The sequence below is a fragment of the Neorhizobium sp. SHOUNA12A genome (assembly GCF_023006505.1).
Taxonomy (GTDB): domain Bacteria; phylum Pseudomonadota; class Alphaproteobacteria; order Rhizobiales; family Rhizobiaceae; genus Neorhizobium.
This window is the reverse complement of the sequence record NZ_JALBGV010000003.1, coordinates 35,085-53,775: the sequence shown is the minus strand read 5'-3', so window position 1 is coordinate 53,775 and position 18,691 is coordinate 35,085. Positions and strand designations below refer to the sequence as shown.

16 protein-coding genes are annotated in these 18,691 nt (G+C 62.1%); 14 read left to right on the top strand and 2 right to left on the bottom strand.

Annotated features, from left to right (window positions below):
• The first annotated feature begins 44 nt into the window (after positions 1-44).
• The 13 genes from MOV63_RS02100 (at position 45) to MOV63_RS02040 (ending at position 15,881) form a co-directional block, all read left to right on the top strand.
• Positions 45-992 carry an ABC transporter permease gene (locus tag MOV63_RS02100; RefSeq protein WP_247031297.1) on the top strand — a complete coding sequence of 316 codons (948 nt, stop codon included), beginning with the start codon at positions 45-47 and terminating at the stop codon, positions 990-992.
• Positions 985-1,809 carry an ABC transporter permease gene (locus MOV63_RS02095; protein WP_247031295.1) on the top strand — a complete coding sequence of 275 codons (825 nt, stop codon included), beginning with the start codon at positions 985-987 and terminating at the stop codon, positions 1,807-1,809. The genes MOV63_RS02100 and MOV63_RS02095 overlap by 8 nt, the downstream gene beginning before the upstream one ends.
• A gap of 10 nt (positions 1,810-1,819) precedes the next feature.
• Positions 1,820-3,451: an ABC transporter ATP-binding protein gene (locus tag MOV63_RS02090; RefSeq protein WP_247031293.1), complete on the top strand. Its 1,632-nt coding sequence runs from the start codon at positions 1,820-1,822 to the stop codon at positions 3,449-3,451.
• Positions 3,452-3,473: 22 nt separating this feature from the next.
• On the top strand, positions 3,474-4,694 hold the full coding sequence (locus MOV63_RS02085) for a M20 family metallopeptidase (RefSeq protein WP_247031291.1): 1,221 nt from the start codon (positions 3,474-3,476) through the stop codon (positions 4,692-4,694).
• Between the two features lie 2 nt (positions 4,695-4,696).
• Entirely contained in the window at positions 4,697-5,854 is a 1,158-nt protein-coding gene (locus MOV63_RS02080; RefSeq protein ID WP_247031289.1) for a Xaa-Pro peptidase family protein, read from the top strand.
• A 219-nt stretch (positions 5,855-6,073) separates the two neighbouring features.
• Positions 6,074-6,856, top strand: a complete 783-nt coding sequence (locus tag MOV63_RS02075; RefSeq protein WP_247031288.1) for a GntR family transcriptional regulator — start codon at positions 6,074-6,076, stop codon at positions 6,854-6,856.
• 27 nt (positions 6,857-6,883) lie between these two features.
• The gene (locus tag MOV63_RS02070; RefSeq protein ID WP_247031287.1) at positions 6,884-7,999 is read left to right on the top strand and encodes an ABC transporter ATP-binding protein; all 1,116 of its coding nucleotides are present in this window, start codon (positions 6,884-6,886) and stop codon (positions 7,997-7,999) included.
• 20 nt (positions 8,000-8,019) lie between these two features.
• Positions 8,020-8,937, top strand: a complete 918-nt coding sequence (locus MOV63_RS02065; RefSeq protein ID WP_247031286.1) for a sugar ABC transporter permease — start codon at positions 8,020-8,022, stop codon at positions 8,935-8,937.
• A gap of 4 nt (positions 8,938-8,941) precedes the next feature.
• A complete protein-coding gene (locus MOV63_RS02060; RefSeq protein ID WP_247031285.1) occupies positions 8,942-9,823 on the top strand; it encodes a carbohydrate ABC transporter permease in 882 nt (293 codons plus the stop codon).
• Positions 9,824-9,861: 38 nt separating this feature from the next.
• Positions 9,862-11,430 carry an extracellular solute-binding protein gene (locus MOV63_RS02055; protein ID WP_247031284.1) on the top strand — a complete coding sequence of 523 codons (1,569 nt, stop codon included), beginning with the start codon at positions 9,862-9,864 and terminating at the stop codon, positions 11,428-11,430.
• A 60-nt stretch (positions 11,431-11,490) separates the two neighbouring features.
• Positions 11,491-13,815, top strand: a complete 2,325-nt coding sequence (locus MOV63_RS02050; RefSeq protein WP_247031283.1) for a DUF4962 domain-containing protein — start codon at positions 11,491-11,493, stop codon at positions 13,813-13,815.
• Between the two features lie 18 nt (positions 13,816-13,833).
• Positions 13,834-14,583 (top strand): SDR family NAD(P)-dependent oxidoreductase, encoded by a 750-nt coding sequence (locus MOV63_RS02045; protein ID WP_247031282.1) that lies wholly within the window; start codon positions 13,834-13,836, stop codon positions 14,581-14,583.
• Positions 14,584-14,594: 11 nt separating this feature from the next.
• Positions 14,595-15,881, top strand: a complete 1,287-nt coding sequence (locus tag MOV63_RS02040) for an SGNH/GDSL hydrolase family protein (protein ID WP_247031281.1) — start codon at positions 14,595-14,597, stop codon at positions 15,879-15,881.
• Between the two features lie 87 nt (positions 15,882-15,968).
• On the opposite strand, the gene MOV63_RS02035 is transcribed toward MOV63_RS02040, so the two are convergent.
• On the bottom strand, positions 15,969-16,868 hold the full coding sequence (locus tag MOV63_RS02035; RefSeq protein WP_247031280.1) for an AraC family transcriptional regulator: 900 nt from the start codon (positions 16,866-16,868) through the stop codon (positions 15,969-15,971).
• Between the two features lie 101 nt (positions 16,869-16,969).
• On the opposite strand from MOV63_RS02035, the gene MOV63_RS02030 reads away from it, so the two are divergent.
• Entirely contained in the window at positions 16,970-17,728 is a 759-nt protein-coding gene (locus MOV63_RS02030) for an SDR family oxidoreductase (protein WP_247031279.1), read from the top strand.
• Between the two features lie 87 nt (positions 17,729-17,815).
• On the opposite strand, the gene MOV63_RS02025 is transcribed toward MOV63_RS02030, so the two are convergent.
• The gene (locus MOV63_RS02025) at positions 17,816-18,688 is read right to left on the bottom strand and encodes an N-formylglutamate amidohydrolase (RefSeq protein ID WP_247031278.1); all 873 of its coding nucleotides are present in this window, start codon (positions 18,686-18,688) and stop codon (positions 17,816-17,818) included.
• Positions 18,689-18,691: the final 3 nt, after the last annotated feature.

Sequence of the window (18,691 nt, the reverse complement as noted above, 5' to 3'; positions counted from 1 at the left end):
GGACGCTCTTCGAGCGTCCGGCTGGTGGAACAAGGAACACGACCGTGTCCCCGAATTATATAGCCAAGCGGCTGGTGATGATCGTCTATACGCTCTTCATCGTATCGCTCATCGTTTTCGCCATCACCCAGATCCTGCCGGCCGATGCCGCCGTCATGATGCTGGGTGAGAATGCGACACAGGACGCTCTCGCTGCGCTGCGTCAAAACATGGGGCTCAACGCTCCCGTGTGGCAGCAATATGCCATATGGCTCGGCCACGTGCTGCAGGGCGATCTCGGCACTTCGCTGCGCACCGGCCAGCCTGTCGGCCCGGTGATGTTCGAGGCGCTTGGGCGTTCGCTGCTTTTGGCCTTCCTGTCGATCGGCCTGATGCTGGTTCTCGCCATTCCGCTCGGCATCATCGCTGCCGTCCGTCGCGGCAAGATCGCCGACATGGTCGTCAGCCTGATCTCCTACGCCGGCGTGGCGCTTCCCGAATTCGTCACGGCGACCGTCGCCGTCCTCGTCTTCGCCGACCTGATGAAATGGTTGCCGCCGACCGGTTATGTGCCGCTCACCGAGAATTTCTCGAGCGGCATCGCGCATCTGGTCCTGCCGGTCTGCGTCATTTCGGTGATCCTGATCGCCCACGTCTCGCGGATGGTTCGCTCGGAACTCGTCGACGTGCTGCACACCGATTATATCCGTGCCGCCCGGCTGAAGGGAATTTCGCGCGGACAGGTCCTTCGTCGCCACGCACTGCGCAATGCGCTGTTGCCAACCATTACCATCGTTGCGCTCGATGTCGGTTACCTGCTCGGTGGCGTCATTGTCGTCGAAGAGATCTTTGCCATTCCCGGCATCGGCCGCCAGCTGATCGTGGCGATCCAGGCGCGTGACCTGCCGGCCATCCAGGCCGGCGTGCTGATCATGGCGGCCACCTATTCGATCGTCAATTTCATCGCCGACATCCTCTATGCCTGGCTCGACAAGAGGATCCAGTATGACTGATTTCATCAAACGCCTGCTGCGCACGCCGCAGGGCGCGATCGGTATGTTGCTTGTCCTGCTGGTGCTGGTGGTCGTGCTGTTCGGACCAATGCTCGCGCCGCACGACCCGGAAACGCTTGCACCGCTTGCGCGATACAAGGGGCCGAGCGCCGCCTATTGGCTGGGAACGGATCAATATGGCCGCGACATCTTCAGCCGCCTGCTGATCGGCGCCCGCGCCACCGTGGTCATGGCCGTGCTCGCAACCATCGCCGGTACGCTGCTCGGCGCCTTCGTCGGCACCACCTCCGCCTTCCTCGGCGGCCGGGCGGACGAATTGATCATGCGCACCATCGATGCCGTCATGTCGATCCCGAGCCTGCTGTTTGCACTTCTGGTGGTCAACCTTCTGGGGTCCAGCACGGTCAACGCGCTGATCGCCGTTGCCATCGCGTTTGCGCCGGGCATGGCCCGCATCACCCGCAGCGTCGCGCTGTCGGTGCGCAAGCAGGATTACGTCAATGCGGCGGTCGCCCGTGGCGAAAGCTCCGCCTACATCATCCTGCGGGAAATGCTGCCGAACGTCATCGCGCCGATCATCGTCGAGATGACCATCCGCATCTCCTTTGCGGTCATGCTGTTTGCGACGCTGAGTTTTCTCGGCCTCGGCGCGCAGCCGCCGGCGGCCGAATGGGGCCTGATGGTCTCGGAGGCGCGCCGCTACATGCACCTGAGTGCCGGCATCCTGATCTGGCCGAGCGTGGCGATCGCCGTCGTCGCCGTCGGCTTCAACCTTCTGGGCGACGGTCTTCGCGATGCCCTCAATCCGCGAACCTGAGGCCGCCATCATGACGACAAAACCAGAAACTCCGGTTCTCGCGATCGAGAATTACTCGTTGGATTACGACACGGCCACCGGCGTCTTCCATGCGCTCAAGAACATCGACCTTTCCGTCCACCGAGGCGAAATCCTCGGCCTGGTCGGCGAATCCGGTTCCGGCAAGACCTCGCTTGCCTGGTCGATCATGCGCTATCTGCCCAAGAACGCCCGCGAACCGGGCGGCCGCATCCTGCTGAGCGGCGAGAACCTGCTCGAAAAGACCGATGCCCAGATCGAGGCCTTTCGCGGCCGGCGGATCAGCATGGTGTTCCAGGATCCGAGCACGTCGCTCAACCCGACCCTGTCGCTCGGCACCCAGCTCGCCGAGGTGCTGGTCCGTCACCGCGGGCTGACACGACAGCAGGCCTGGAAGGAAGGCGAGGCGATGCTGGATCGCGTCGGCCTGAAGACGCCGGCCTCGATGATGAATCGCATGCCGCACGAGGCATCGGGCGGCGAGAAGCAGCGCGTCGTCATCGCATCGGCGTTTGCGTGCAATCCCGAATGCATCATCTTCGACGAACCGACGACGGCGCTCGACGTCATCACCTCATGCCAGATCCTCGACCTGTTCGTGGAACTGCAGGCTGAGACCGGTGTCGCCTCGCTCTACATTTCCCACGATCTGGCGCTGGTGTCGCGCACGGCCAGCCGCGTCGCCGTCATCCGTCGTGGCGACATCGTCGAGCAGGGCGCGGTGCGTGATATCTTTGCCAATCCGCAGCAGGATTATACCCGCGAACTGATCGCGGCGGTTCCCGATCCGGCCCGCAGGCTGGTCGGCGACATTGTCGTTGACACGGACAAGCCGCTGGTGCGTGTGGAAAACGTCAGTGTCCATTATGGCCGCAAGCCGTTTCTGGCGGCGCTGACCGGCCGCGCCACCGAACGCGTTGCCGGCAACAATGCCATCAGCCTCAGCATCAATCCGGGAGAAATTCTCGGCATCGTCGGCGAATCCGGCTCCGGCAAGTCGACGCTGGCGAAGGCGATGACCGGTCTCAACCGCTTCGAGGGCAAGATCTGGTTCGACGGTCGCGAGATCAGGAGCCTTGGCGACATGGACAATGCCTATCGCAAGGACGTGCAGATCATCTTCCAGCACCCCGACGCCTCGCTCAATCCCCGCCAGAAGATCAGCGAGATCCTGTCGCGGCCGCTGAAGCTGTTCGGGGACGCGTCTCATCTCGACCAGAAGGTCGGCGACATGCTGGAGCAGGTGCGCCTGCCGCGCACCCATGCCCAGCGGTATCCGCATCAGCTGTCGGGCGGCGAGAAACAGCGCGTGGCGATCGCCCGTGCATTTGCCTCCAAGCCGAAATTGGTGATCTGCGACGAGATCACTTCCGCGCTCGACGTGTCGGTGCAGGCGTCCATCGTCCAGCTGCTGCTGGAACTGCAGAAGGCCAGCGGCACCGCCTACCTGTTCATTACCCACGACCTCAACCTTATCCGCCAGATCGCCCACCGGATCGCCGTGATGTATCGCGGCAATCTCGTCGAGATCGCACCGGCAGCAGACATCGATAGCCAGGATCGCGCTGAATATACCCGCCGACTGATCGAGGCGGTGCCACGCGCGGCGGGCCAATACCTATGACAATGCATCAAGGAGTATGACAATGGACCCGAAATCCCTGGTGGATCGGATCGACGAAAAGGCCTGCCTCGACTTCCTGTCGAAGATGGTCCAGCACAAGAGCCATTCGGAAACCGATGGCGAGCGTGATCTTGCGCGCTACATGGCCGGCGAACTGGAAAAGATCGGGGTCGAAGCCGAATTGCAGCCGTTCGACGAAGGCCGCCGCTTCAACACGATCGGACGCCTCAAGGGTACCGGCGGCGGCAAGAGCCTGCTGTTCAACGGCCATCTCGACACCAATCCGGTTACCGAAGGCTGGACGGTCGATCCCTATGCCGGCCTCGTCGATGACAAGTTCATCTACGGTATCGGCGTGTCGAACATGAAGGCCGGCGATGCCGCCTATTTCTGCGCAGTCAAGACGCTGCTCGATGCCGGCGTCAAGCTCAAGGGCGACGTTGTCCTGACCTTCGTGGTCGGCGAACTGCAGGGCGGCGTCGGCACGCTTGCCGCGATCAAGCACGGCGTCAAGGCGGACTATTTCATCAACAGCGAGCCGAGCGATCTCGTCGCCGTCACCATGCACGCGGCAGCGCTCAGCTACGTCATCGAATTGACCGGCGACACGCGCCACCTCTCCAAGCGCGAGGAATCTGTCGACGCGATCGCCGCGGCTTGCGATATCATCCCGCGCATCAACGCCATGACCTTCAGCGGCGCCAGGAGCGACGTGCACCGGTCGATCAACCGCGGCCATGTCGGCGTCGTCCATGGTGCGCTCGGGCGCGGTCTGGAAGAATGGCGCCCGCCGCAGGTCGCGGATTTCGTCCGTCTCAAGGGCTCGTGCCGTTATGCGCCGGGGCAGACGCAGGAGGGCGTGCTGGCCGATCTCGAAAAGGAACTGGTGGCCCTCGAAGGCCGCTTCCCCGGGCTCAAGGCAAAGCTGGTTCCGGAGCTGATCGAGGGCCGCCCGCTGATGCCGCCCTTCGAGGTCTCGCCGACATCGCGCATCGTCAAATCGATCAACGCAGCCTATGAAGCCGTGCGGGGCGAAAAACAGCCGACCGGCGCGATCACGCCGACCCGCTTCTATGGCACCGATGCCGGCCATCTCTACAAGGAGCTCGGCATGGAAGGTATCGTGTGCGGCCCCGGCGGCCGTTACAACACCATGCCCGACGAGCGTGTCGACATCGTCGACTATCTCGACATGATCCGCGTCTACATGCTGACTATCCTCGATATCTGCGAGGTTGCCTAACCATGTTCTCCCGGGCGGAATTCGATCGCCGTATCGCATGCGCCCGGGACGCCATGGCATCCGCCGGCGTCGATCTGCTGCTCGTCGATAGCGGCGAGTTGCTGGCCTGGCTGACCGGCTACACCGTCTCCGAAACCATGTACCGCGCCGCCTTTTTGCCGCGCGAGGGCGATGCCTGGTTCACGCTGCGGGCGCTGGACGAGGCGCCGTGCCGGGAAAAGAGCTGGATTTCCGACGTGGTCGGTTTCGCCGATACCGACGACGCGCAAGCGGCCGTCGCTGCAAGCATCTGCGAGCGCCGATTTGCTGGAGCGCGCATCGGCCTCGATACCAATTCCTATAGCATGAGCGCTGCGACGTTCACTCGGCTTTCGGCGCTGCTGCCGGATGCGCGCTTCATTCCCATGCCGGGGCTCAGCGACAGCCTGCGTTGGGTCAAGTCGGAGGATGAGATTGCCGTACTCCGTCAGGCGTCCGCAATCGCCGACAAGGCGATGCTGGAGATCGCACGGCAGGCCCGTCCGGGAATGACCACCCGCGATGCGGCGGCGATCGCCTCGCAGGTCTTCCTGCGTGAAGGTGCCGATACCGGCGAAGTCGGCCCCGTCGTCAAGGCCATCGGCAGCCACGAGTTTCTGCATGGTGCGTTCAAGACCGAAACGATCATGCAGGGCGACATCCTGCATGTCGAACTCATCCCGCGCGTTGGAAACTATGGCGCCCGCGTGATGCGGCCGGTCGTGGTCGGGGAGCCGTCGGTCGCCCTCAATGCGGCTGCCGAAAAGCTCGTCGCCCTGCAGGATCGCCAGATCGCCGCGATGAAGGCGGGCGCCGTCGCTCGCGATATCGATGCCATCATGCGGCAGGGCGCGCTTAACGCGCATCTGCGGCCGACATACGAGAACGTGACGGCTTATACATTGGGCCTCTATACCCGCACGCCGCGCACCAGCGACTTTTCGAGGGTTTTCCTGCCGACATCGAACTGGGTTCTGGAAGAAGGCATGGTCTTCCATCTTTATGCGACGGCGCAGGGGCTTGGTTTCAGCGAGACCGTGGCTGTCGGAGCGGATGGAGGTGTCCGCCTGACGACCAGCCCGCGATGTGTTCTGACAGGTCTCGCCAGGCACTCATTCGAGCAGACGCTCCCGGGGTCATAGACCCCCTGCGCCTGCCGCGCCGCTCCTGGCCACTTTATGTAGGCATGTAGGCGCTCGCAGCAAAGCGCTGATTCACGCGCATCCGGACATCGCCTCCATACGCCGCGCAACGCTCCGGTGCGGCGGTTTTTTGGCGCCCGAGAATCTTGGGCATCTGGACTTGACAATTCTCAGCTAGGACATCAATCTGGCGACTAAGATATCAGTTGGTGAATAGATATGTCTGAAGTCGTGCAGATTCCTGCTCTTCCCCTTGAGGAATTGCTCCGGCCGTTCCTGATGGAAGGCACGGGCAATACGACCAACAAGGTCTATCGCCTGCTGCGGCAGCTTATCGTCGAAGTCAGGCTGCTTCCCGGCCGCGCCCTTCCCGAGAAGGAGGTCGCCGCGATCCTGCATGTCAGCAAGACGCCGGTGCGCGAGGCAATCATCCGTCTTTCGGAAGAGGGCCTGATCAAGGTCGTCCCGCAAGGGGGCACGTTCGTCGCGACGATCGAGGTGCAGCGTTACATCGAGGCCTGCTTTATCCGGTTCCGCCTGGAGGCGGGAGCTGCAGCGGAAGCGGCCAAGCGCCACACGTTCGAGGATCTCGGCCGCCTGGAACTCCTGCTCAACCAGCAGATCGAGGCCGTCGCGAGCGAGGACTACACCAGCTTCTTCGAACTGGACGAGAGCTTTCACAAGGCGATCTTTACGGCGGCGCGCCTCAGCGGCGTCTGGTCTTTCGTCAATCAGGCGAAGGGGGAAATCGACCGAATGCGTCATCTGAAGATGGTGTTCGGAGTGCGCCGCACCGGCGAGGTCATCGACGAACATCGTGCCATTGTCGAGGCCATCGGGGCTGCGTCCCCGGATGCCGCGGTGGCGGCGATGACCCGGCATCTGGGTTCGTTGGAAAGCAAGATCACGGAGCTTTCAAAAGATCCGAAGCTGTGGAGCTACATCGAATCCATCAATGCAACTACGACGGAAAAACGGAGGCCGCGGCGCAGTCTGACCTGAAGGCGGACGCAGCGGGAGGAAACTGAAATGTCTGCAGTGGAATTGAACGACGTAGTGAAACGCTACGGCGCACTCGAAGTCGTGCATTCTATCGATCTGTCGGTGGTGCAGGGAGAATTCGTCGTCCTGGTCGGCCCGTCGGGCTGCGGCAAATCGACGACGCTGCGCATGGTCGCCGGGCTTGAGGATATCTCCGGCGGCACGATCTCCATCGGTGGGCGCGTCGTCAACCGCATGGCGCCCAAGGATCGCGATGTCGCCATGGTCTTCCAGAATTATGCGCTTTACCCGCATCTCAATGTCGCGGAAAATATCGCCTTCGGCCTGCGCGTCCGCGGCGAGAAGAATGCAGTGGTTGAGGCAGCTGTCAGCGAGGCGGCGACGATCCTCGATCTGACGCCCTACCTGAAGCGCAAGCCCGCGGACCTTTCCGGCGGTCAAAGGCAGCGGGTGGCGATGGGACGCGCGATCGTGCGCAAGCCAAGGGTCTTCCTCTTCGACGAACCGCTTTCGAACCTGGACGCCAAGTTGCGCACCCAGATGCGCGCCGAAATCCGCCGGCTGCACAACCGCATGGGTGTCACCAGCATCTACGTGACCCACGACCAGGTGGAGGCCATGACACTGGCCGACCGTATCGTGGTGATGAATAGCGGCCGCGTCGAGCAGGTGGGCTCTCCCATGGAGCTTTTTCTCAATCCGGCGAATGCCTTCGTCGCGAGCTTCCTCGGTTCACCACCCATGAACCTGCTGAAAGCGACCGTGACCGCTGCGAACGGCGCAGCCGTCGCACGGATTGACGGGACCGATGACAATCCGGCGCAACTGACGCTCCCCGCCTGGAGCGCCGCCGCCCTTGACGCGGGCCAGCGCATTCTCGTTGGTCTCCGTCCGGAGCACCTGGAGATCGAGACGGGCACGGTCGCGGATGTCCAGAACATCCCGACGACAGTCGATCTCGTCGAGCCGCTTGGTTCCGAAGCCCTGCTGCATTGCCGGATCGCCGGCCAGCCGGTCGTCGCCAAGGTCGACACGCCGTCCGATGTCCAGAAGCTCGCCGAGGTCCGGCAACTGCTGATGCCGACCGACAGGCTTCACATTTTCGACCTGGAAACCGGCCGGGCCGTCAATGGCCGTTCGTGAGGTGGATGATGACATCGAGGATGACCCACTATCTGAAAGGCATAGGCGAAGATCTTCGCCGGGACTGGCAACTCTATCTGCTCGCCTTGCCGATGATCGTCTGGTTTCTGCTGTTTCTCTACAAGCCGATGGAAGGGCTGCAGATAGCCTTCAAGGACTTCAGCCCCTTCCGGGGCATCGCCGGCAGTCCCTGGGTCGGGCTTGAGAACTTCCGCACCCTTCTCGAAGACCAGATCTTCATCCGCGCCTTCATCAACACGATCACCATCAGCGGGCTCGGGCTGATCTTCGCTTTCCCGGTGCCGATCATCCTGGCGCTGATGTTCAACGAACTGCAGAACGAGTTCGGCCGACGGTTCTCCCAGACGATCGTTTACCTGCCGCACTTTATCTCGGTGGTGATCGTCGCCGGCATCGTCATCAATCTTCTGTCCCCCACGACGGGCGTGATCAATCTCATCCTATCCAGCCTGGGGTTCGAACCGGTCTATTTCCTCACCCAGCCGGAATGGTTCCGGTCGGTGTTCATCGGCTCCAACATCTGGAAAGAGGCGGGCTTCGAATCCATCGTCTACCTGGCCGCGATCGCCGGCGTCAGCCCGACGCTCTACGAGTCGGCGCGGGTGGACGGCGCCTCGCGGTGGCAGATGATATGGCGGATCACGCTGCCCTGCATCCTGCCGACGATCATCATCATGCTGATCATCCGCATCGGCAACCTCGTCGAGGTCGGGTTCGAATATATCATCCTTCTCTATCAGCCGGCCACCTATAGCACCGCCGACGTCGTCTCGACCTACGTCTACCGGACCGGTCTGCAGGGAACCCAATACGACCTCGCAACCGCGGCCGGCCTGTTCAACGCCGTCATCGCCTTCGCTCTCGTCTTCACGGCCAACCGGATCAGCCGGAAGGTCTCGTCAACCTCGCTCTGGTGATGTCATGGCACATTTCAACCTCTATTCCCGGGGCGACTGGATCTTCGGATATGCCAATGCGGCGCTGATCGGCATCTTCGTCCTGTCGACGCTCTATCCGTTCATTTACATCCTGGCGGTATCGGTCTCCTCGGGCGCCGCGGTCACCTCGGGGCAGGTTATCCTTTTCCCGAAGGACCTGACGCTTGCGGCCTACGAGTTCGTGCTGTCGGACCGGCTGTTCTGGATCGCCTACGGCAATACTTTCATCTACACGTTCGGCGGCACCGCGGTCAGCCTCGCGATCATGATCCCCGGCGCCTATGCCCTGTCCCGCTCACGGCTGCGCGGCCGCAAGTTCCTGAACCTGATGGTGGCGTTCACGCTCTGGTTCAATGCGGGAATGATCCCGTTCTTCCTGAACATGCGCGATCTCGGCCTGCTGGACTCACGCTTTGGGCTGATCATCGGCTTTGCCTGCAACGCCTTCAACGTCATCCTGCTGCGCAATTTCTTCGAGGCCGTCCCGAAATCCTTCGAGGAGGCCGCCAAGATGGACGGCGCAAGCGAGTTCCAGCTGCTCTGGAAGGTCTTCATTCCGCTCTCCAAGCCGGCGATCATCACGGTCGGCCTGTTCTGCATCGTGTCGCGCTGGAACAGTTATTTCTGGGCCATGGTGCTTCTGCGCGGCGAAGAGAAGATCCCGCTGCAACTCTACCTGAAACGGATCATCGTCGACCTGAGCGCCAATGACGAGTTCGCCAGCAGTCTGATGACGTCGCGCTATTCGTTCGAGACGGTGACGGCAGCGATCATGATCGCCTCGATCATCCCGGTCCTGCTCATTTATCCGAGCATCCAGAAATACTTCAACAAGGGCATCACCCTTGGCGGAGTGAAGGAATAACGCCGTCAAAGCCAATTCTGTTTAAGGAGGAGAAATGGATGAGACACTTTCGAAAAAGCCTTACCCTGCTGGCCACATGCGCCTTTCTGCAAGTCGGTACAGCCCATGCTCAGGACGCCTCGACCAAGATCGTCGCCAATCCGCTCGAGCTGACGATCCACTTTCATTTCCGTGACAAATACGTCTACACGGAAAACTGGCCGGTGGAGAAGAAGGCGGCCGAATGGACCGGCATCCACGTCAAGAACGTGGCGTCTCTCGCCACCAGCAACAGCCGCGACGCGTTCAATCTGTTGATGGCGTCCGGGAACCTGCCGGACATCGTCGGCGGCGACGTCACCGGCGGCCTGAAGGACGATTTCATCCGTTACGGGATGGAAGGAGCATTCCAGCCGCTCGACGACCTCATCGCGGAACATGCCCCCAATCTGAAGAAGTTCTTCGACGAGCACCCTGTCGTGCGCCAGACGATCAGCGCCCCGGATGGCCATATCTATTTCATCCCTTATGTCCCGGAGGGCGAATATTCGCGCGCCTGGTTCATCCGCAAGGACTGGCTGGAGAAGCTGGGCCTCAAGGAGCCCGGCAATGTCGACGAGCTCTACACGGTGCTCAAGGCGTTTCGCGAGAAGGACCCGAACGGCAACGGCAAGAAGGACGAGGTTCCGTATTTCGCCCGCGAGCCGATCGAGGCCGTGCGGTTGATCAACATGTGGGATGCCCGCGTCTCGGGGTCGGAGCGTTATGGCGATTTCATGGTCGAGAACGGCAAGATCGTCCATCCCTGGACGACGCCGAACTACAAGACCGGGATTTCCAAAGTCGCCCAGTGGTTCAAGGAAGGCTTGATCGATACCGAGATCTTCACGCGCGGCGCGCGTGACCGGGAATACATGCTCGGCAATAATATCGGCGGCATGACGCATGACTGGTTCGCCAGCACCTCGAACTATACCGAAGCTTTGAAGGACAGCGTTCCCGGCATCAATTTTGCGCCGATGCTGCCGCCGAAGACGGTTTCCGGCAAGCGGTTCGAAGACAGCCGCCGCGCCACCGTGCAGCCGGCCGGATGGGCGATCTCCTACAGCAACAAGCATCCGGTCGAGACGATCAAATATTTCGACTTCTGGTTCTCCGAGAAAGGCCGCATCCTGTCCAACTGGGGTATCGAGGGCGTCAATTACGACATGAAGGACGGCAAGCCGCTCTACAAGGACAGCGTGCTGCACAATCCGAAGCCCGTAAACGCCCAGATGTGGGAGATCGGCGCCGGCGTACCGCGCGGCTACTGGGCCTCCTATCCGTCCGAGGAGCAGTGGACCAACAAGATGGCCCTCGACGGCATCGCCATGTACAAAAAGGAGCCAGGCCTCCTGCAGCCGGAATTCACCGGCGTCTCCATGGATGCCAAGGAGCGTGCCACCTACGACAAGTACTGGCCGAGCCTGCTTACCTACATGACCGAGATGCAGCAAACCTGGGTGCTGGGCGCACAAGATGTCGCGGCATCCTGGGACGCCTACCAGGCCCGTCTCGAACAGCTTGGCCTCTCCAAGGTGATCAAGGTCATGCAGACGGCTTACGACCGCCAGTACGGCAAGAACTGACGCCTCCGGGCGCGGCCGGCCCGCGCCCTCTTCTCCATAGATTTAAAGGATCTCACTGCGATGCCCAAAATCGCCGAAGCCCCCCGTTTGCAATATCTCGACGAGCCGAAGCCCGGCACGCTGACGATCACATACCAGCCGGACGGCGCCCCCATCCAGGAGAACCCGCCGCGCTTCAGCTGGCTGCCGGCGCTTGACGATGATGCCCGTTACGTTCTGAAGGTCTCGTCCGATCCGGACTTCGCGCCCGGGGTCACGCACGTCTTTGACAATCTGGCCTGGAACTTCTTCACGCCCGACGTGATATTCGAGCCCGGCTCCTATTCCTGGGCGTTCGCGCTCTGGGACGCCAAAGCAAAACGCGTCGCCTCGGGGTGGAGCAGCGTCCGGTCGTTCGACATCACTCCCGACCTGCCGCAAACGCAGCTGCCGCGCGCTGAAGCCCGGCTTCAGGCGAGGGACCTTCGCCATCCCCGTCTATGGCTCAATCCCGATGGGGTGATCGCCTTTCGGGAGAAGCTCAAGTCGGCACCCGATCACTGCGGCTGGCAGAATTTCTTCCATAATTCCGTCGAACCCTGGCTATCGCGCGCGATAATTTCCGAGCCTTCCCCTTATCCGGACAATATCCGCATCGCAACGCTCTGGCGGCAGATGTATATCGACTGCCAGGAGGTCATCTATGCCATCCGCCATCTGGCCATCGGCGGCGTGATCCTGGATGACCCCGCCCTGATTGCCATGGCCAAGACCTGGCTTCTGTCCGTTGCCGCATGGGATCCGAAAGGCGCGACGAGCCGCTCCTACAACGACGAGGCGGCCTTCCGCGTCGTCACCGCGCTCGCCTGGGGGTACGACTGGCTACACGACCATCTGGATGAGGATGAGCGCAAACAGGTCCGAAATGTGCTGCTTGCCCGCACCCGCGAGGTGGCCGACCATGTCCTGTGGCGCGCGCGCATCCATGTCTTTCCCTATGACAGCCATGCGGTACGCTCCCTTTCGGCGGCATTGACGGCCGCCTGCATCGCGCTGGCCGGCGAGGAGAAGGAGGCGGAGGGCTGGCTGGACTATACGGTCGAATTCCTCTTCACCCTCTATTCCCCCTGGGGCGGCAAGGATGGCGGCTGGGCCGAGGGGCCGCATTACTGGATGACCGGGATCGCCTATCTGACCGAGGCGGCCAACCTGATCCGCGCCTTTCTCAAGGTCGATCTCTACCAGCGGCCGTTCTTCCAGAAGACCGGTGATTTTCCGCTTTACACGAAGGCGCCAGGCACGCGCCGCGCCTGTTTCGGAGACGACTCGACACTCGGCGATCCGCCGGGCCTCAAGGTCGGATACAATGTCCGTCAGTTCGCCGGGGTCACGGGCAATCCCTATTACCAATGGTATTACGAACGCCTGAACGCGGGGGCGGCCGGCACCGCGATGGAATTCTATAATTATGGCTGGTGGGATCTCAATTTCGACGATCTCGTCTATCGCCACGATTATCCGCCGGTCGAAGCCAGGGCGCCATCCGACCTGCCGCCGGTCAAGTGGTTCAAGGACATCGGCTGGGTTGCCGTCCAAAAACACATGGACGACCCTGCTCGGCATATCCAGTTCCTGTTCAAGAGCAGTTCCTTCGGCTCCCTCAGTCACAGCCACGGCGACCAGAACGCCTTCCTTCTTTATGCCTTCGGCGAGGACCTGGCGATCCAGAGCGGCTATTATGTCGCCTTCAACTCCACCATGCACCGCAACTGGCGGCGCCAGACGATCTCCAAGAACGCCGTCCTGATCGAAGGCAGGGGCCAGTATGCGGACGGCGACAAGACGATCGCCAAGAAGGCCGGCGGCCGGATCCTCGCGGTCCGGGAAGAAAAGACACATGTCTTCATCAGCGGCGATGCGACGGCCGCCTACCATGCCGCCGATCCGGATGTCCTGCGCGCCGAGCGAGATATCTATTTCTCGCACAGCGATTTTCTGGTGATCGTCGACCGTGTCGAATGCGCGACTGCCAAGTCGATCCAGTGGCTGTTCCATGCCACCCGATCCATGGATGTCGGATCGAACAGCTTCCGGCTGACCGGAGAACGCGCCGGGCTCTACGGACAGTTCGTCCATTCCACGTCCGGAGCGCCCGAAGTTCGGCTGGTGGAAGGCTTCGAGGGCGTCGATCCGGTCGAAGTCGAGGGGCTGGCGACGCAATTCCATATCGAGGCAAGCCTTCCCCCGTCCACCAAGCACACGCTCGTGACCCTACTCGTCCCTTATTCGCTGAACGAACCGAGGCGGGTCTTCCACTTCATCGACGACCAGGGCTTCAGCGCCGACATCTATTTCACCGATGTCGACGACAACCAGCTGCGGATCGTCATCCCGAAGAACTTCTGACTGCACGAGGAATTTTCCATGAACGGATTGAAAGACAAGGTCATCCTGGTGACCGGCGGCGGACGCGACATCGGCAGGGCCTGTGCTGAATGGCTGGCTGAGGAGGGCGCCCGGGTGGTGGTGACCTATTTCGGCTCGGCCGCTGGGGCGCAGGCCAGCATCGCGGCCATTTCTGCCGCAGGCGGCAGGGGCGTCGCCATCAAGGCGGATATGACCAAGGCTGCGGATGCGCAGGCTGCCGTCGACAAGGCGCTGTCGGATTTCGGTAGGCTCGACGGGCTGGTCCACGTCACTGGGGGCATCGTCGCGCGCAAGACATTGGCAGACATGGATCAAGCCTTCTTCCAGGAGGTCATCGACCTCAATCTCACCTCGCTGTTCAACGCCACGAAGGCGGCCACAGCCGCGATGGCAGGCCACGGCGCGATCGTGACCTTTGCCTCGCAGGCAGGGCGCGACGGCGGCGGCCCCGGCGCGCTCGCCTATGCGACCTCGAAAGGCGCGGTGATGACCTATACGCGCGCACTCGCAAAGGAGCTCGGTCCAAAGATCCGGGTCAATTCGGTTTGCCCCGGCATGATCTCCACAACCTTCCACGATATGTTCACCAAGCCCGAAGTGCGCGAGCGCGTCGCTGCGGCAACGCCTTTGAAACGCGAAGGCAGTTCGCAAGAGGTCGCAAGCCTCGTCGCCTTTCTGATGTCGGACGACGCGGCCTTCATTACCGGCGCCTGCTACGACGTCAACGGCGGCACCGTGTTCTCGTGAGACCGGCAGACATGACCCGCACATTGCCGATCCATGGCCCGATCAACGGCCGCCGCATCGCGTTGCTCGGAACATCGCTTGTCCAGCAGAACCACCATGCCGGCGAACGACATATCTGGTCGTCGGCACGCGGCTGGGTCACCTGGGCGGAGGTGCTTTCGGCAGGCCGGCTCGAGATCGGCGTGTTTCACGATCCTATCGTGCATCCAGGGTGGGAACCGAGCGGCAGGGTCGGCGTCACCCGCGGCTTCGGGGGATTGAACGCCGGCGTTTCGGGCCAGAAGGCCCGCGACATCGCCCTTCGGCTGGACGACGTGCTCAAGCTCGACTTCGACCTCATCATCGTCGATGCCGGCACGAACGACATGATGGTCGAAACCAAGGAAGTGATCCAGGCAACCCGCGAGGCGATCGTCGACCGGCTGCTTTGCGCCGGCAAGCTGGTCATCCTTCTGCCCATCCTCGCCCGCGGCACGCAGAAATGGGCCGTCGGTGGTCCGGAACGGGCAAAGGCGCATTGGATCAACCAGAAGAGCCTGGCCTTCGCGGCGCAACGGGCAGGGTGCCATGTCTTCGACTGGAACGAGCCGTGGATCGACTGGAGTTCGGCCGACGGGGTTCCGCAGGCTGGGTTTTCGGACGACGGGACGCATTTCTCGGTGCCGGGCGGTTACGCCGTCGGCAAGGCGCTGACCGCCTATCTGGCGGATTTCCTTCCCCCACCAAGTGTCCTACGCCCGGCACCGGACGACAGGTTCGATCCGGTCAACAATCCATTGGGCAATCTTCTGCCCAACCCTTCTCTCGGCGGCACCGGATCGCTTCGCGACGAGATCAGCGTTTCCGGATCCGATGTGGTGGTCGACCGACTGGCCGGATCAACGGACGGCCAGGACGGTTGGCAAGTTTCGCTTTCCGAAGGCCAGGCCTCAATCGATGTTCTCAATCGTGACTACCTCAATCCACTACCGGCCGGCGCCTGGGTTCAGGCAAGCTGCCTCGTGGAGGTCGACGCGCATGACGGCTGGCGCGAGATTTCGCTGGAGCTTCAAGACCAGGCGCCGAAAGGGCTGACCGCCCGGGCACTCGCGCCCTTCGATCTCGGGGAGGGGACACTGGCCCCTTATCCCGGCGAAGCCTGGAAGGGTCTGCTGCGAACACCGCCGATCCAGCTGAAGACGTCCATGCAGAGCCTGCGCCTCAGACTTTGCCTGCAACTCGCGCCATCGCCTTCGCGTGCGAGCATGCGGTTCGCCGCACCCGTCCTTCGACAGGTTGTTCCACCGTCACTCTTCTAGGAAGGCAATTGCCGCTCCGCCGCGTTAAAGCGGCGATGGCTGGAAGCAGGCTCGCGAGCGCGAGATCAACGCCAGGTACCACCGCCTTCATTCATCCGGAGTGTATCGCGAATAGGCTCCGGGCGACGTGCCGACATGCCGGCTGAACGCCACGCTGAACGCGCTTGCCGAGCCGTAGCCGACGCGTCGGGCAATGTCGGCCAACGCAACATCACGACGAAGGAGTTTCTTCGCCAGCGCCATGCGCCAGGTCGTTACATATTCCATCGGTGCTACGCCGACCTCGCATCGGAACCGGTCAAAAAAGGTGGACCGCGACATGGCTGCATCCCGCGCCAGGGCTGCCACTGTTATGTTGCCGCCCGGATCGTCGTGAAGACGACGCAATGCGGCTGCCAGTTGCGGATCGGCAAGTCCGCGCAACAAGCCCGGCGGAGCCGTTTCACCGCCGACCGAGCGAAGAGCTTCGATGAGCAGTACTTCGAGCAGCCGACCGAGCACCATGTCGCGGGCGACGCGGCCGCTGCGTGTTTCATCGTGAATCAAACCGACCAGCGTGGTCAGCCGATCCTCGCCGTGAACATGGATTACCTCCGGCAGCAGCGAGACGAGCAGAGTTCGCTCGCGAGCGACGAAGGCACAATGCCCCACCATGGCCCTGACCTCGACCGGAGCCTCGGGATCCCCCAGTCGGAATACGCCCGGACTTGTCTCGAGACGCTGCGGGGGTGCAGCGCGAGATGGCAGGTCCATGCTGCTCATCGTGAACGAGTAGATATCCGGCACCAGGACGAAATCGCCCGCGGTGAGCAGGATCGGCTGGCGGTCGGCGACGCTGAGGCGGCAACGGCCTTCGACGACGGCGCAGTAGAAGGGACTTCCGAGCTCTGTACGTTCGACGATCCAACGACCGCCTCCGGTCACCAGCTTCGATATCGACGGGCTCGGCTTCAGCAGGGAAACTACTTCAGCGAGAGGGTCGGACATAATTCGGACTTTCACTAATCAATGTCGGATCATTGAATATAGAAAGTCCATGCCGATTGGTCCATCTCTTCAGGGCACACATCATCGGGAAACAAGCACAGATGTCCAAGATACTCATTACAGGATGCTCCTCCGGTTTTGGTCTCGCCATCGCGGAGACCTTTCTTGCTGGGGGATGGGAGGTCGTCGCGACCATGCGGAGACCGCGCGAAGATCTGCTGCCGAGCCACGACCGGCTTAACATCCTTCCCCTGGACGTCACGGACGCGGATAGCATCGCGAAGGCCGTGGAGGCGGCGGGCGCCATCGACGCTCTGGTCAACAATGCCGGGGTCGGCATGCTGAACGTCCTGGAGGGCGCCGACATGGGGAAAGTCCGCGAGCTGTTCGAGACGAACGTCTTCGGCGCGATCGCCATGACGAAGGCCGTCCTGCCGCAGCTTCGCGCACGCGGTTCGGGCATCATCGTCAATGTCAGTTCCAGCGTCACCATCAAGCCACTGCCGGCGCTTTCCGTCTACAGTGCCAGCAAGGCGGCGCTGAACGCCTTTACCGAAAGCCTGGCATTGGAGGCCGCATTGTTCGGTGTGCGTGCGCGGCTCGTGTTGCCCGGTTCGGCGCCGACGACAGGGTTCGGGAAGAATGCCATGGCGCGCATGGGAATGGATATTCCCGAGCCTTACAGCGCATTTGTTCACAACTATCTCCAGGAGCTGCGCTCCGGGAGCGAGGTGACGACGCCGGGAGATGTGGCGCAGGCTGTCTGGCGTGCGGTGACGGAACCTGACGCGCCGATGCGAATTGCCGCCGGCGCCGATGCGCGGACATGGTTCCGCGAAGCAGGTCTCTCTGCCGGCTGAGGCATGTCGGCTTAAAAGCCGGGCCGACTTGATCTGGTCGTCGAGGCGCGTGTCGGATCTGATCTTCCCGACGCCGCACGATACTTCTCAGCTTCCGCGGATGACGTAGTCGCGCATGACCGCACCGAGCTTGGCGAGATTGGCCTTCACCTCGTCATAGCCCTCGATCTTCTCGCGGGTTTCCTCATTCATGTATAACCGTCGATTGAGTTCGATCTGGATACTGTGCCGGTTCTTGGCCGGCGCAGAATAGGCCGAGACCAGTTCGGCACCCTTGAAGGGCACGTTGAGCGATACCGAATAACCAAAGCCCTCCAGCGTCTCGACGACCAGTCTCACGAAATCCGGTTCGCTCGACACGCCCTCGTAATCGCCGACCACGATATCCTTGCGGACAGTGCCGGCGGGATCGGGCGAGAGCACATGGCCGATCGCCGGCATCGAGTGGCAGTTGACGTGATAGACCTTGCCGAAGGCCGCATGGGTCTCGTCCAGCAGCCGTACCATTTCGCGGTGGTAGGGCCGCCAATAGGTGTCGATGCGGTCTTCCAGCTCCTTCACCGTCAACTTGCGCCCGTACATGGGCGTATCGCCCCAGGCGTAACGCCAGGTGAGCCCCATGCCGCGGCGAGCCGAGGCGCTGTCGCGGGTTGGGTGAGGCCATTCCCCCTCGACCATTTGCAGGTCGACATCCTTCAGCGACCGGTTGAGATCGAGGAAACTGCGCGGAAAATGGGCGATCAGCAGCGGCGCGCCGAGCGACGGCGCAAAGCCGAAAAGGTCGTCCACATAGGTGTCGGAGGCGACGCGCACCAGTTCGTCGGAAACCGTTCGCTCGAAATCCGGCAGTGTCAGGCCGCTATGCGGCGAGTCGAACACCAGCGGGACGGCCGGTGCCGTCGGCGGAATGATCTTCAGAACGCCGTCGATCTCGACGGGGGCAAAAGTCAGCTCTGTCATCTT